The sequence below is a fragment of the Streptomyces sp. NBC_00400 genome, from assembly GCF_036048035.1.
In the GTDB taxonomy this organism is placed as follows: Bacteria; Actinomycetota; Actinomycetes; order Streptomycetales; family Streptomycetaceae; genus Streptomyces.
Window position 1 is genome coordinate 6,063,266 of sequence record NZ_CP107940.1, and the last position, 14,397, is coordinate 6,077,662.

At 70.6% G+C, this 14,397-nt stretch carries 11 protein-coding genes; 4 read left to right on the forward strand and 7 right to left on the reverse strand.

The window, feature by feature from the left end; genetic code table 11:
- Positions 1-9 precede the first annotated feature (9 nt).
- The 3 genes from OHS81_RS26550 to OHS81_RS26560 all read right to left on the reverse strand — a co-directional run bounded on the left by OHS81_RS26550 (position 10) and on the right by OHS81_RS26560 (position 2,396).
- Positions 10-1,650, reverse strand: a complete 1,641-nt coding sequence (locus OHS81_RS26550; RefSeq protein WP_328387165.1) for a multicopper oxidase family protein — start codon at positions 1,648-1,650, stop codon at positions 10-12.
- Between the two features lie 115 nt (positions 1,651-1,765).
- Positions 1,766-1,954 carry a hypothetical protein gene (locus tag OHS81_RS26555; RefSeq protein ID WP_328387166.1) on the reverse strand — a complete coding sequence of 63 codons (189 nt, stop codon included), beginning with the start codon at positions 1,952-1,954 and terminating at the stop codon, positions 1,766-1,768.
- Positions 1,955-2,141: 187 nt separating this feature from the next.
- Positions 2,142-2,396, reverse strand: a complete 255-nt coding sequence (locus OHS81_RS26560; protein ID WP_328387167.1) for a hypothetical protein — start codon at positions 2,394-2,396, stop codon at positions 2,142-2,144.
- Positions 2,397-2,746: 350 nt separating this feature from the next.
- On the opposite strand from OHS81_RS26560, the gene glnA reads away from it, so the two are divergent.
- Entirely contained in the window at positions 2,747-4,108 is a 1,362-nt protein-coding gene (gene glnA, locus OHS81_RS26565) for a type I glutamate--ammonia ligase (RefSeq protein ID WP_018090204.1), read from the forward strand.
- 28 nt (positions 4,109-4,136) lie between these two features.
- Positions 4,137-7,160: a bifunctional [glutamine synthetase] adenylyltransferase/[glutamine synthetase]-adenylyl-L-tyrosine phosphorylase gene (locus tag OHS81_RS26570; RefSeq protein ID WP_328387168.1), complete on the forward strand. Its 3,024-nt coding sequence runs from the start codon at positions 4,137-4,139 to the stop codon at positions 7,158-7,160.
- Positions 7,161-7,239: 79 nt separating this feature from the next.
- Here the strand turns inward: OHS81_RS26570 and OHS81_RS26575 are convergent, their stop codons facing one another.
- Positions 7,240-7,815, reverse strand: coding sequence for a CGNR zinc finger domain-containing protein (locus OHS81_RS26575; RefSeq protein WP_328387169.1), 576 nt, complete (start codon positions 7,813-7,815; stop codon positions 7,240-7,242).
- An 82-nt stretch (positions 7,816-7,897) separates the two neighbouring features.
- Between OHS81_RS26575 and OHS81_RS26580 the strand changes: the two genes are divergently transcribed.
- Complete coding sequence (locus OHS81_RS26580; RefSeq protein WP_328387170.1) at positions 7,898-9,070, forward strand: epoxide hydrolase family protein; 1,173 nt, start codon at positions 7,898-7,900, stop codon at positions 9,068-9,070.
- Between the two features lie 86 nt (positions 9,071-9,156).
- Here OHS81_RS26580 and OHS81_RS26585 read toward each other — a convergent pair whose 3' ends face one another.
- From OHS81_RS26585 to OHS81_RS26595, 3 genes are all read right to left on the reverse strand, one after another.
- Positions 9,157-9,996 (reverse strand): phosphatase PAP2 family protein, encoded by an 840-nt coding sequence (locus OHS81_RS26585; protein ID WP_328387171.1) that lies wholly within the window; start codon positions 9,994-9,996, stop codon positions 9,157-9,159.
- Between the two features lie 129 nt (positions 9,997-10,125).
- Positions 10,126-11,175 (reverse strand): LacI family DNA-binding transcriptional regulator, encoded by a 1,050-nt coding sequence (locus OHS81_RS26590; RefSeq protein WP_328387172.1) that lies wholly within the window; start codon positions 11,173-11,175, stop codon positions 10,126-10,128.
- A gap of 24 nt (positions 11,176-11,199) precedes the next feature.
- Positions 11,200-12,873 (reverse strand): glycoside hydrolase family 13 protein, encoded by a 1,674-nt coding sequence (locus tag OHS81_RS26595; protein WP_328387173.1) that lies wholly within the window; start codon positions 12,871-12,873, stop codon positions 11,200-11,202.
- 224 nt (positions 12,874-13,097) lie between these two features.
- Between OHS81_RS26595 and OHS81_RS26600 the strand changes: the two genes are divergently transcribed.
- Positions 13,098-14,384, forward strand: coding sequence for an extracellular solute-binding protein (locus OHS81_RS26600; protein WP_328387174.1), 1,287 nt, complete (start codon positions 13,098-13,100; stop codon positions 14,382-14,384).
- The last annotated feature ends 13 nt before the right edge of the window (positions 14,385-14,397 follow it).

Consider the following 14,397-nt stretch of genomic DNA (forward strand, 5'->3'; position numbering starts at 1 on the left):
CCGCTTCTTCTACTTCCGGTACTTCTTGCGGTACCCGATGACCGTCATCATCCCGGACTCCGAGTGGTAGATGTTGTGGCAGTGGACCATCCACAGACCGGGGTTGTCGGCGTGGAAATCGACGTCCACCCTGCGGCCGGGCAGCAGGATCGTGGTGTCCTTGCGGGGCCCGCCGTCGGGCAGCGTGAAGGTGTGGCCGTGCAGATGCATCGGGTGCCACATCCTGGTGTGGTTGCGGAAGATGATCCGGACCCGCTCACCGGCCTCGACGGGATACCGCTGGGAGGGCGTGTACGGGCTCCCGTTGATCGCCCAGTCGTACTTCTCCATGGTCCCGGTGAGGGTCATTTCGATGGTGCGGTCGGGGCGGCGCGACATGGACCGCACCGACTCGGCGGCCGTGAGCCGGTCCGCCGTCATGATCCTGCCGTACAGGCTCTTGGGCCGGGCGGACGCGCCGGGTGCCTCGCCGCCCCCGGTGCGCAGCAGGCCCAGCGCGGAGCGCCCCTTGCCCTCGGCGAGCACGGTGAGCGGGAAGACGCCGTCCCCGGCCGTGACCAGGACGTCATAGCGTTCGGCCATCCCGATGAGCAGCGCATCGGTCTCGGCGTGCTCGACGGGCAGGCCGTCGGTGTGCGTCACGGTCATCCGGTGGTCGCCGAGTGCGACGCGGTAGGCGGTCTCGCTGCCCGCGTTGATGAAGCGGATACGGATGCGGTCGCCGGGCCGGGCGCGGAAGGTCCGCGGGTCATGGACGGTGCGGCCGTTGACGAGGTGGTAGGGGTGGTCCACATCCCCCGCGTCGTGGCCGAGCAGCCTGCTCCGGGCGCCCTTGAGCATCCGCGACGGGCCGTCGGAGGGGACGGCCGCGCCCCCCATGGCGTGGGCTCCGCGGCCGCTGCCCCGTGGGTGGCCCATCTCCGTCTCGCCATGGCTCATGGGCCCGCGGTCCACGCCCCCGTGCAACTGCTTGAGCACGTCTTCGGGTGTGCTCCCGTCGACCCCGTCGACCCAGTCGTCCAGCAGGACGATCCACTCCTTGTCGTAGGAGAGCGCTTCCCTGGGGTCGTCGACGATCAGGGGGGCGTACAGCCCGCGGTCCAACTGGAGACCGGAGTGCGGATGCACCCAGTGGGTGCCGGGGGTGGTGACCGCGAAGTGGTAGTCGAACGTGCTGCCGGGCCTGATGGACCGCTGGGTCACCCCGGGGACGCCGTCCATGTCGTTGCGCACCGTCAGCCCGTGCCAGTGCAGCGTCGTGGACTGCGGAAGGTGGTTGGTGAGGGTCAGTGCGATCCGGTCGCCCGCGGTGACGCGCATGATCTTGCCGGGCAGCGCATCGCCGTACGCCCAGGTCTCGACGGTACGGCCGCCCAGGTCGAACCGGCTGATCCCGGCGGTCAGCGCGAAGCGGCGCAAGGGGCCCGCACCCCGCCTGCGCTCGGCCTCGGCGACCTCCGGGCCGTGCGGGGACACATAGCCGGACGGGGGGCGGTCGTCCGGACCGGTGGACGCGGCCATGCCGTTCATGCCGTCCATACCGGAGTGCGGGCCGGAGCCGGTCTTGCCGGTGGCGCAGGCGGAGAGCAGGCCGCTGCCGGCGGCGGCGAGACCTGCGCCGAGCACGGCGCGGCGGGAGTGCGTACGCATGGGAGAAACACCTCGAGACGATGTCGGTGGTGATCTGGGCGGGGTGAGGGCACTGCCGCGGGCTCCGGTGGGCGTCGGCGGCGGGGCGCGCTCCTGCACGCGCGGCACCGACAGTTCAGATGAGGAGTGTGGGGCGCGGCGGCCCGGATATCGGCCACCGGCCGGTCTCCCGGCACTCGGCCGGGGCGCCGGCGCCGAGGAAGGCCGGCAGGGCGGGCGTCCGGAGGGGAGCGAGGGCGGCAGGCGGCGCGGTGAACAGCAGCAGACGGCCGCACCACGCGGCGGTCTTGCCCTGTTCCTGCATCGCGGACCTCTCGACGGACGGCGAACCGGCGGACGCGGGAGGAGGTCCGCTTGCCGCAATCTACCCCCGAGGGGTATGGGTCTCGTGGTGGCCCGCCGGACGGAGTGCCATTGCGCCGTCCGGCGGGTGACCGGAGCCCTCCGGCGGGGCGTGGCGGCGCCGTCCGCCGGGCGGGGGCGGGCTGCGCTCAGAGGGCGGACAGCAGGCCGCTGAGCTGCGGCACCTGCTCCCGCTCCGCGGCCTCCGGCGCCAGCCAGGATCCGTCGGGGAAGGAGAGGTCCACCCGGCGGGTGTGGCGCGCGGGATGCGGCTCGGTCCGCAGGGTGAACCGGCCGCGGGGCAGCTCGCCGAGTAGCTGCGCCGCCTCCCCGGGCCGCAGCAGGGCCGAGCTGTGCGCAAGGAGCCAGGCGTCCCGCTCGGGGACGACGGGGCTGGGGTGCATGTCCGTCTCTCTGTTCCCTGTCCCTTCTCGGCGCCCGGCCGGTGGGTTCGTCGCCGAGGGGGCCGGCCGCTGATCAGCGTAGGAAGGCCAGGGAACGGACCCTTCAACACCGGGTCAACGGCCGCTCAGGCCCGCTTCAAGACTCCGCCAAGCCCCCCGTTTGCCCCCGTCCGCTGCGCTGAGCCCGCTCGCCGCGGGAAGGATGCGGGGTGAGGGTTACGGGACGGCGGTTCTGATTCAGGCCAAGGGTGCGTAATGTGACGGTAACCCCCTCACGTGATACTGGTGTGCCACGTCGCGTGATCCGGCGCGTGTGGACAGGCCGATTGACCTGCAAGGATTGGTGACCCATGGACAAGCAGCAGGAGTTTGTGCTCCGCACGCTCGAGGAGCGCGACATCCGCTTCGTACGGCTGTGGTTCACCGATGTCCTCGGTTTCCTCAAGTCCGTGGCGGTGGCTCCCGCGGAGCTGGAGCAGGCCTTCGACGAGGGCATCGGCTTCGACGGCTCGGCCATCGAGGGGTTCGCCCGGGTGTACGAGTCCGACATGATCGCCAAGCCGGACCCCGGCACCTTCCAGATCCTGCCCTGGCGCGCCGAGGCCCCCGGCACCGCCCGGATGTTCTGCGACATCCTGATGCCGGACGGCTCCCCCTCCTACGCCGACCCGCGCTACGTCCTCAAGCGCATCCTGGCCAAGACCTCCGACCTCGGGTTCACCTTCTACACCCACCCGGAGATCGAGTTCTTCCTGCTCAAGGACAAGCCCGTGGACGGCCAGCGGCCGACCCCCGGCGACTCCTCGGGCTACTTCGACCACACCCCGCAGAACGTCGGCATGGACTTCCGCCGGCAGGCGATCACGATGCTGGAGTCGATGGGCATCTCGGTGGAGTTCAGCCACCACGAGGGCGCCCCCGGCCAGCAGGAGATCGACCTGCGCTACGCCGACGCCCTCTCGACCGCCGACAACATCATGACGTTCCGGCTGGTCATGAAGCAGGTGGCCCTGGAGCAGGGCGTCCAGGCGACGTTCATGCCCAAGCCGTTCTCGGAGTACCCGGGCTCCGGCATGCACACCCACCTCTCCCTCTTCGAGGGCGACCGCAACGCCTTCCACGAGTCCGGCTCGGAGTACCAACTCTCCAAGGTCGGGCGCTCGTTCATCGCCGGACTGCTCCGGCACGCGGGCGAGATCTCGGCCGTCACCAACCAGTGGGTCAACTCCTACAAGCGCATCTGGGGCGGCGCCAACCGCACCGCGGGCGCCGGCGGCGAGGCCCCCTCGTACATCTGCTGGGGCCACAACAACCGCTCCGCGCTGATCCGCGTCCCGATGTACAAGCCCGGCAAGATGGGCTCCACGCGGGTCGAGGTCCGCTCCATCGACTCCGGCGCCAACCCCTACCTGACCTACGCGGTGCTGCTCGCGGCCGGTCTCAAGGGCATCGAGGAGGGCTACGAGCTGCCGGCCGGCGCCGATGACGACGTCTGGGCGCTGTCCGACTCCGAGCGCCGGGCGATGGGCATCGAGCCGCTGCCGCAGAACCTCGGCGAGGCCATTGAGCTGATGGAGCGCAGCGAACTGGTCGCCGAGACGCTTGGCGAGCACGTCTTCGACTTCTTCCTCCGCAACAAGAAGCAGGAGTGGGAGGAGTACCGCTCCGAGGTCACCGCCTTCGAGCTGCGCAAGATGCTGCCCGTGCTCTGAGCCACCGCGCCACCGAGAGGCTGCACCCATGGCACTTCCCGCTCCGCAGGGCCGGCGGAGCAGCACCTACACCCGGCTGCTGAGGCACGGTTTCACCAACCCCTCGGCGGCCGGGGAGCTGCTGGACGCCCCCGAACTCGCCTCCGTGCGTGATGACTCGGTGCTGCTCGAAGCCCTGGGCGCCACCGCCGACCCGGACCTGGCACTGCACAGCCTGGTCCGGCTGGTGGAGGCGCAGGAAGAGGACGAGCAGCAGACGCTGCTGAGCACCATCGTCGCGGCGAAACCGCTGCGCGACCGGCTGCTGGGAGTGCTGGGCGCCTCCGAGGCGCTTGCCGACCATCTCGTCCGGCACCCGCGCGACTGGCAGTCGCTGGTCACCTACGAGTCGGTCGACCTGCACCCCACCACCCCCGAGTTCGAGCTGGCGCTCGCCGAGGGGATCTGGGCCGGCCAGAACGCCGAACGGCCCCGCGCCGACGCGCTGCGCACCGCCTACCGCCGCTCCCTGCTGGGCATCGCCGCCCGCGATGTGTGCGGCACGACCGATGTCGCCGAGGCCGCGGCCGAGCTGGCGGACCTGGCCACCGCCACGGTACGGGCCGCCCTGGAGATCAGCTACGAGGAGGCGCCCGGCGACGCCGCGGTGTCCCGGCTGGCCGTCATCGGCATGGGCAAATGCGGCGGCCGCGAGCTGAACTACGTCTCGGACGTCGATGTCATCTTCGTCGCCGAGGCCAAGGAGGGCGTGGACGAGGCCCAGGCGCTGCAGGCCGCGACCCGGCTCGCCGCCCGGATGATGCGTCTGTGCTCGGACAACACCGTCGAGGGCACGATCTGGCCGGTGGACGCCAACCTGCGCCCCGAGGGCCGCAACGGACCGCTGGTGCGCACCCTCTCCAGCCACCTCGCCTACTACCAGCGCTGGGCCAAGACCTGGGAGTTCCAGGCGCTGCTCAAGGCCCGGCCGATGGCCGGCGACCTGCAGCTGGGCCAGGAGTACGTGGACGCGCTGGCACCGATGGTGTGGGAGGTCGCCGAGCGGGAGAACTTCGTCGCCGATGTGCGCCAGATGCGCCGCCGGGTCGTCGAGAACATCCCCGCGGCCCAGGTCGAGCGGGAGCTCAAGCTCGGCCCCGGCGGCCTGCGCGACGTCGAATTCGCCGTCCAGCTCCTGCAGTTGGTGCACGGCCGCAGCGATGCCACGCTACGCAGCGCCACCACCCTCGACGCCCTCGCGGCACTGGCCGCCGGCGGCTACGTCGGACGCCAGGACGCCGCGGCCCTGGACGCCGCCTACCGCTTCCTGCGCACGCTGGAGCACCGCATCCAGCTCTTCCGGATGCGCCGTACCCATCTGATGCCCGAGGGCGAGGGCGAACAGCGGCGCCTGGCACGCTCGTTGGGCCTGCGGACCGAACCGGTCGACACCCTCCGCAAGGAGTGGAAGTGGCACGCCCGCGAAGTGCGCCGGCTGCACGAAAAGCTCTTCTACCGTCCGCTGCTCGATGCCGTCGCCACGCTGGAGCCCGGCGAGACCCGGCTCTCCGCCCGGGCCGCCGGCCACCGCCTCGAAGCGCTCGGCTACGCCGACCCGGTGGCCGCGCTGCGGCATCTGGAGGCGCTGGCGTCCGGCGTGACCCGCAAGGCCGCCATCCAGCGGACGCTGCTGCCGGTGCTGCTGGCCTGGTTCGCGGACTCCGCCGACCCGGACGCCGGACTGCTCAACTTCCGCAAGGTCTCCGACGCGCTCGGCAAGACGCCCTGGTATCTGCGGCTGCTGCGCGACGAGGGCGCGGCCGCCGAAAACCTCGCCCGGGTGCTGTCCGCCGGCCGGCTCGCCCCCGATCTGCTGCTGCGCGCCCCCGAGGCGGTCGCGCTGCTCGGTGCCCCCGACGGGCTGCAGCCACGCAGCCGGGCCGCGCTGGAGCAGGAGGTGCTGGCCGCGGTCGGCCGCGCGGACGGCGCGGAGGCGGCGGTCGCGGCGGCCCGCGGAGTGCGCCGCAGAGAGCTGTTCCGCACGGCCGCCGCGGACGTCATCGGCGCGTACGGCACGGAGTTCAGCCCGGCGGACAACGATCACGGCCACTCCGTCGACGCCGTCGGCTCCGCGGTCTCCGACCTCAACGCCGCCACCCTCGCCGGCGCCCTGCGCGCCGCGGTCCGCCAGCAGTGGGGCGACACCCTGCCCACCCGCTTCACGGTGATCGGCATGGGCCGCTTCGGCGGCCGCGAGCTGAGCTACGGCTCGGACGCCGATGTCCTCTTCGTCCACGAGCCGCGCGAGGGCGCCGATGAACAGGAGGCCGCCAAGGCCGCCCACGCCGTCGCCAACGAGATGCGCCGGCTGCTCGAACTCCCCTCCTCCGACCCACCGTTGCCCATCGACGCGGACCTGCGCCCGGAGGGCAGGTCGGGCCCGCTGGTACGGACCCTCGCCTCGTACGCGGCCTACTACCGGCGCTGGTCGCTGGTGTGGGAGTCGCAGGCCCTGCTGCGCGCCGAACCGGTCGCGGGCGACGCCGAACTGGGGGAGCGGTTCATCGAGCTGATCGACCCGCTGCGTTATCCGGCCGAGGGCCTGGGCGACGACGCGGTCCGCGAGATCCGCAAGCTCAAGGCCCGGATGGAGGCCGAGCGGCTGCCCCGCGGCGCCGACCCCACCACCCACGCCAAGCTCGGCCGCGGCGGCCTCAGCGACGTCGAATGGACGGTGCAACTCCTGCAGATGCAGCACGGCTGGGAGGTCCCCGGCCTGCGCACCACCCGCACCCGCGAGGCGTTGGCGGCCGCGCACGCCGCCGGCCTGATCGACACCGAGGACGCCCAGACCCTCGACGAGGCCTGGGTCCTGGCTGCCCGGGTACGCAACGCCGTCATGGTGGTGCGTGCCCGCCCCGGCGACACGTTCCCCGTTGACGGCCGGGAAGTGGCAGCCGTGGGCCGCTACCTGGGCTACGAGGAGGGCCACATCGGCGAGATGATCGACGACTACCGCCGCATCACCAGGCGGGCACGCGGCGTGGTCGAGGAGATCTTTTACGGCGCGTGAGGGCCGGGGTGCCGCTCGGGCCGTCGCCTCGCTGAAGGGTCGCAGGCGTGGGGCCCACTTGGATGTACCGAGGTAACGATCACTCCGCTGATCTGGGGTTTTTGCGCTGGTTGGCATGGAAGCGCGCTTTCTTCTGACGATTCCCGCACGTGTTCATGTCACACCATTTGCGGGTGCGGCTCTGGCTGGTGTCGAAGAAGGCGGCTTGGCAGGTTGGTGAGGCACACAAGGCCAATTTTCCGTCTCGTTCGCCGGCGATGATGCTGATCGCGTCGGCGGCGATCACGCTGAGGGCATCTTCCACGCAGGAAGCCGAGCCGAGCCGCCATCGCCGCTTACCCTCGGGCGTCAGGATCGCCGCGGCCCGGCCCTGAGCGCTGCAGTCATTGATGACTTGGACAGCCGGCGCAGGGAGAGCGTCCTGGATCGCGGCCGCTGTCGCGGCGGCGTGAATCGACTCCCTCAGTTCCCGGGCGAGGTCGAGCTGGGCAGTGGTGCAGGAGTCCACGGCGAGGCCGTTCACTGCCAGCCAGTCGACGAGTCGGTGCGGCGTGGGAATGCGCTCCACGGCGTTGCCATAACGCTCCGACAGCGTCCCCGTGAAGCTGGTCGCCAGCACCTTGCCGAGGCGGAAGTCAGGGAATCCAGCATGCATGGAACCACCTTAGGGGGTTGCAGCGTGGCTCGGAGAACTGCTAGAACCGCCTTAGCCGGTTCCGCGATGGCCAGGAGGTCTCATGCCCCGTCCCACCACCGAGGTGCAAGCATTTGAAGCCCACGCAACTGATGCCGACCTCGACGATCTGCGCGCGCGACTGGCCGCGGCGCGACTACCGGAGGCCGAGACGGTCCATCGCGCCGCGCCCGGCCCTCGCCGATGGGAACAGGGCGTTCCTCTCGCCGACCTCGTCGATCTCGTGAACTACTGGCGCACCGGGTACAACTGGCGGTCGTTCGAAGAGCGCCTTCACCGGATCGGCCAGTTCCGCACGACCATTGACGATCTGGGAATCCACTTCCTGCACCGCCGATCCGCGCGCGCGGATGCCACTCCTCTGATCTTGACGCACGGCTGGCCAGGCAGCATTGCTGAGTTCATCGATGTAGTGGACGAGCTGGCAGATCCGAAAGAGGCAGGCGCGCCGGCGTTCCACGTCGTGGTCCCGTCGCTACCGGGCTTTGGTTACAGCGACAAGCCGGCCACCACCGGGTGGGGAACCGAAAAGATCGCGGCCGCATGGGTGGAACTGATGGGAAGGCTCGGCTACCGCAAGTTCGCAGCCCACGGCGGCGACTGGGGAGGCAATATCACCACGGTTCTCGGCGGCAGGTTCCCGGCGCACGTTCTCGGCATCCACACATTGTTCGCGGAGGCGCCGCCCGGGTTGACAACGGACGGGCTGACGGCGGTCGAGCGCCAGTGGACCGAGGAAACCCGCGATTTCTGGCGCCACCGCGCGGCGTACGCGAAGCAGCAGGCGACCCGGCCGCAGACCATCGGCTACTCGCTCGTCGACTCACCGGTCGGGCTTCTTGCCTGGATCCTTGACAAGTTCGCCGAGTGGACAGATACCGAAGACAGCCCGTTCGAGACGATTTCCAGAGACCGGGTTCTTGACGACGTCACCCTGTATTGGCTGACGCGGACCGGCGCTTCGGCGGCCCGCATTTACTACGAAAGCCACAACTCGCTGGACCCCGAGCTTCGGGTCGACGTCCCGTCAGCAATCACTATGTATCCCCGCGACATCGAGAAGTGTCCGCGCCCCTGGGCACAGGAGCGGTACCGGCAGATCGTCCGATGGAGGTCGCCCGAAAGCGGGGGACATTTCCCGTCGCTGGAGGTTCCCGAGTATTTCGTCAAGGACCTGCAAGAAGGCCTTGCGGCAGTGCTGGCCGCCCATCGGTGAACGCGGCTCGGCGACGCGGCACCCGCCACCCGCCCCTCCTCAGGCTTCGTGGAAGAGGGCGCGCGGAGGCCGTATGAGGCCCGGGCTCACGCCGTCACGGGCGACAGACGTGACAGCCGATGCGGCAACGCCCCGTACCACACGCACGCCACCACGAGGCCGAAGGCGAGGCACAGCACGCCCCCCATCGCGTCCAGCCAGAAGTGGTTGGCGGTGGAGACGATGACCAGGAGGGTCGTGGCGGGGTAGAGGAGGCCGAGGGTCTTGGCCCAGCGGGAGCGGGCGAGGAGTGCGATGGTGATGCCGCACCACAGGGACCAGCCGATGTGCATCGACGGCATCGCGGCGTACTGGTTGGACATCGAGGCGAGGTTGCCGGAGGCCAGTGAGCCCCAGGTCCCGTGGTGGACGACAGTGTCGATGAAGCCGCCGTCCGGCATCAGCCGGGGTGGCGCCAACGGGTAGAAGTAGTAGCCGATCAGGGCGATGCCGGTGGTGGCGAAGAGTGCCAGCCGGGCGGCGGCGTAGCGGCCGGGGTGCCACCGGTAGAGCCAGACCAGCACCCCGATCGTCACGATGAAGTGCAGCGTCGCGTAGTAGTAGTTCATCGTGACGATCAGCCATGTCACGGAGTTCACGGCATGGTTGACGGTGTGTTCGACGGCGATTCCGAGGGCGTGCTCCGCCTGCCAGATCCAGTCGGCGTTCCTCAGGGCCTTGGCCTTCTGCTCGGGCACCGCGTTGCGGATCAGCGAGTACGTCCAGTAACTGACCGCGATCAGCAGGATCTCGAACCAGAGCCGGGGGGTGCGAGGAGCACGCAGACGGGCCATCCGCCTCTCGGCCACCGGGTGGTCCGCGCGTTCCCCCTTGGGTGGCGGGGTGGTCGGCAGGCCGTCCAGCGTCCTCGTATTCGCTTCACCCATAGGCAGACAGTCTGCCAGAAAGGGGCGTACCGGCGATCATCCTTCGGTCGGGTATTCGAAGCCGCATATCGGTCTCAAGAGGGACGCCGGACCCCCGTATTTCTGGGGGAAGCAGCCCTCAGGGAGCCCTCAGGTAGCCCGCAGCGGCTTCGGGATCCTGGCCGGTTTCGGGGCCGAGGCGGTCGATCCGCGCACCACCAGCTCGGGGTGGAAGACGAACTCGCTGTGCGGGGCCGGGGTGCCGCCGATCTCCTCCAGCAGCGCGCGCACGGCCGCCTGCCCCATGGCCGTGACCGGCTGCCGGATCGTGGTCAGCGGCGGATCGGTGAAGGCGATGAGCGGGGAGTCGTCGAAGCCGACCACGGAGATCTCGCGCGGGACGTCGAGCCCGCGCTGCCGGGCCGCCCGGATCGCGCCGAGCGCCATCATGTCGCTGGCGCAGACGAGGGCCGTGGCGCCCCGCTCGATCAGCGCGCCCGCCGCGGCCTGGCCGCCCTCCAGTGTGTAGAGGGAGTGCTGAATGAAGGGCTCGGTCTCGGCCGGGCCGGTCTGCAGCCGCTCCTGCATGGCGCGTACGAAGCCCTCGATCTTGCGCTGCACGGGCACGAAGCGCTTGGGGCCGAGCGCCAGCCCGATCCGCCGGTGGCCGAGCGCGCTGAGGTGGGTGACGGCCAGATCCACCGCGGCCCGGTCGTCGGGGGAGACGAAGGGCGCCTGCACCTTGTCGGAGAAGCCGTTGATGAGGACGAACGGCACGCCCTGGCCGCGCAACTGCTCGTAGCGCTGCATATCGGCGGAGGTGTCGGCGTGCAGCCCGGAGACGAAGATGATGCCGGCCACCCCGCGGTCGACCAGCATCTCGGTCAGCTCGTCCTCCGTGGAGCCGCCCGGCGTCTGCGTCGCGAGGACCGGCGTATAGCCCTGGCGGGTCAACGCCTGCCCGATGACCTGCGCAAAGGCCGGGAAGATCGGGTTCTCCAGCTCCGGCGTGATCAGCCCGACCAGCCCCGCGCTGCGCTGCCGCAGCCGCACCGGGCGCTCGTAGCCCAGCACGTCGAGGGCGGCGAGCACGGACTGGCGGGTGGTGGCGGAGACGCCGGGCTTCCCGTTGAGAACCCGGCTGACGGTGGCCTCGCTGACACCCGCCTGTGCTGCGATATCGGAGAGCCGGGCGGTCATGGGTGGGACTGTACCGGTCTGCTGTCAGATTGCCCACCAGGTGCAGCTGTCCCCGGGGAGGTGGGCGGCGGCGCCGTCGACGCTCACCGGGGCGCTGGAGAGCAGCGGTGTTCCGGGGGTGGGGAGTTCGACGTCGTGCCCCAGGGTGTTGACGGTGCACAGCAGGCCGGGGCGGGTGAAGGCGAGCGCCCCGTCGGGGGCGGGCGCCCAGCTCATCGCGCCGTCGCCCAGCCCCGGCAGCCGGCGCCGCAGATCGAGGGCGGTGCGGTAGAGCTCCAGGGTGGAGGCGGGGTCGCCGGTCTGGGCCGCGACGGTGAGCGGTGCCCAGTCGGCGGGCTGCGGCAGCCAGCTGCCGCCGGGGCCGAAGCCGTACGGCGGCGCCTCGCCGGACCAGGGCAGCGGCACCCGGCAGCCGTCGCGGAAGCCGTCCTGGCCGCTGGTGGAGGCGACGCCGTCCGGGGCGGACTCGGTGTCGGTGCCGGGGCCCGCCGCGCCGGTCGCCCGGCCGCCGCGGAAGAACGCCGGGTCCTGGCGGACCTCGTCGGGCAGGTCGGTGACCTCGGGCAGGCCCAGTTCCTCGCCCTGGTAGAGGTAGGCGGAGCCGGGCAGGGCCAGCATCAGGAGGGTGGCGGCGCGGGCGCGGGCGAGGCTGCCGCCGAGGCGGGTGGTGTGGCGTACGACGTCGTGGTTGGACAGCACCCAGGTGGTGGGGGCGCCGACCGAGGCGGTGGCGGCGAGCGAGGCGTCGATCACCGAGCGCAGCGCGTCGGCCTGCCAGGCGGCGTTCAGGAACTGGAAGTTGAAGGCCTGGTGGAGTTCGTCGGGGCGTACGTACAGGGCGAGGCGTTCCGGGGTGGGGGCCCAGGCCTCGGCGACGCCGATGACCTGCCTGCCGCGGGCGTCTCCGTAGCCGTCCAGCAGCCGGCGCCAGGCGCGGTGGATGGCGTGCACGCCGTCCTGGTCGAAGAACGGCAGGACCTGGCTGCCGATGAGCTGGGCCTGGGCGCCGTGGCCGATGTCCGGCAGGCCGGGCGCCTTGATCATGCCGTGCGCGACATCGACCCGGAAGCCGTCCGCCCCGAGGTCGAGCCAGAAGCGCATGATGGCCTCGAATTCGGCGTGCACCTCCGGGTTCTCCCAGTTCAGGTCGGGCTGCTCGGGGGCGAAGAGGTGCAGGTACCAGTCGCCCCGGTCGGTGCGCGTCCAGGCCGGGCCGCCGAAGATGGACTCCCAGTCGTTGGGCGGGAGTTCGCCGCCCTCGCCCTTGCCGGGGCGGAAGAGGTAGCGCTGCCGGGAGAGCGCCGGGTCCTGGAACCACGGGTGCCGGTCGGAGGTGTGGTTGGGGACGATGTCGACGATCACCCGCAGGCCCAGGTCATGGGCGTCGCGGAGGAGTTCGCCGGCGTCCTGGAGGGTGCCGAAGAGCGGGTCGACGGTGCGGTAGTCGGCGACGTCGTAGCCGCCGTCGGCCTGGGGTGAGGCGTAGAAGGGGGTGAGCCAGACGGCGTCCACCCCCAGGTCCTTGAGGTACGGCAGCCGCTCGCGGATTCCGCGCAGATCGCCGATGCCGTCGCCGTCGCTGTCGGCGAAGGAGCGGACGTAGACCTGGTAGATGACGGCGTCGCGCCACCATCCGGGACCTCGGCCCGGTCCGGGGGCCTGGGGGGCGGGGCTGGGGGAAGTGAGCTCCTGGGTCATCTGCCGTCCCTGTCGAGGTCAAGAGGCGTCGGTGCCTTCAAGGAATCAACGCTCGGGCGGGCGCGGGGTGACGGTGCCGGGAGCGCCCGGAGGGTCCCCTTCCAGCCATCTCGTTGCACTTCGTTCCCGCAGTCTTGCAGAAAATTGCCGCAAGGTCTTTCGGTTTGTTTTCCGCGCTGTTACGTTCCTGACCGCCATCTGAGGCATTTCCCTAAGGAGTTCACATGCGGCGTGGCATACGGGGCGCAACGGCCACCGCGCTGGTAGCGGGCCTGGCACTGGCGGCGACGGCGTGCGGCGGAGGTGACGGCGGCAGCGGCGGCAACAGCGGGGGCGAACTGTCCGGAACCGTTACCTTCTGGGACACCTCCAACGACGCCGAGAAGGCGACGTACCGCAAGCTTGCCGAAGGTTTCCAGAAAGAGCACCCGAAGGTCCACGTCAAGTATGTGAACGTGCCGTTCGGCGACGCCAACGCCAAGTTCAAGAACGCCGCCGGCGGCAACTCCGGCGCCCCCGACGTGATGCGCACCGAGGTCGCCTGGGTCGCCGACTTCGCCAACCTCGGCTACCTCGCGCCCCTCGACGGCACCCCCGCCCTCGACAAGGCCGACGACTACCTCCCGCAGGCCGTCGGCTCCACGAAGTTCAAGGGCAAGACCTACGCCGCACCCCAGGTCATCGACACCCTCGGCCTCTTCTACAACAAGAAGCTCCTCAAGGACGCCGGCGTCGAGGTGCCCAAGACCTTCGCCGAACTGGCCACCGCCGCCAAGAAGATCAAGGCGAAGACCGGCGCCACCGCCCTCTACCTGCGCGGCGACGACCCCTACTGGTTCCTGCCCTACCTCTACGGCGAGGGCGGCGACCTGGTGAACGCCCGCGACAAGGTCGTGGAGATCGACGACGGCGCCGGCGTCAAGGCGTTCAAGACCCTCAAGAGCCTGGTCGACTCCAAGGCCGCCGTCACCGATGCCACCGACGGCCAGGAGAACCAGCTCAAGGCCCTCAAGGACGGCACCGTCGCGATGGCCGTCGACGGCCCCTGGGACATCGAGGGCGCCCGCGCCGGCAAGGCCTTCAAGTCCCCCGCCCACAAGGACAACCTCGGCGTCGCCCCCGTACCCGGCGGCAGCACCGCCCAGGGCTCCCCGCAGGGCGGCTGGAACCTCTCCGTCTACGCCGGCAGCAAGAACCTCCAGGCCTCCTACGCCTTCGTCAAGTACATGAGCTCGGCCAAGGTCCAGCAGCAGACCAACGAGAAGCTGAGCCTGCTGCCCACCCGCAAGTCCGTGTACGAGGTGCCGGCCGTCAAGAACAACGAGATGGTCCAGTTCTTCAAGCCCGCCGTCGACGGCGCGGTCCAGCGCCCCTGGATCGCCGAGGGCAACTCCCTCTTCGAGCCGGTCAAGGTCCAGATGAACAAGGTGCTCACCGGCGCCTCCTCGCCCGAGCAGGCCGCCAAGGCGGCCGGCGACGCCTACCGGAAGCTGCTCAAGGACTACAAGTGACCTTCGCTGTACG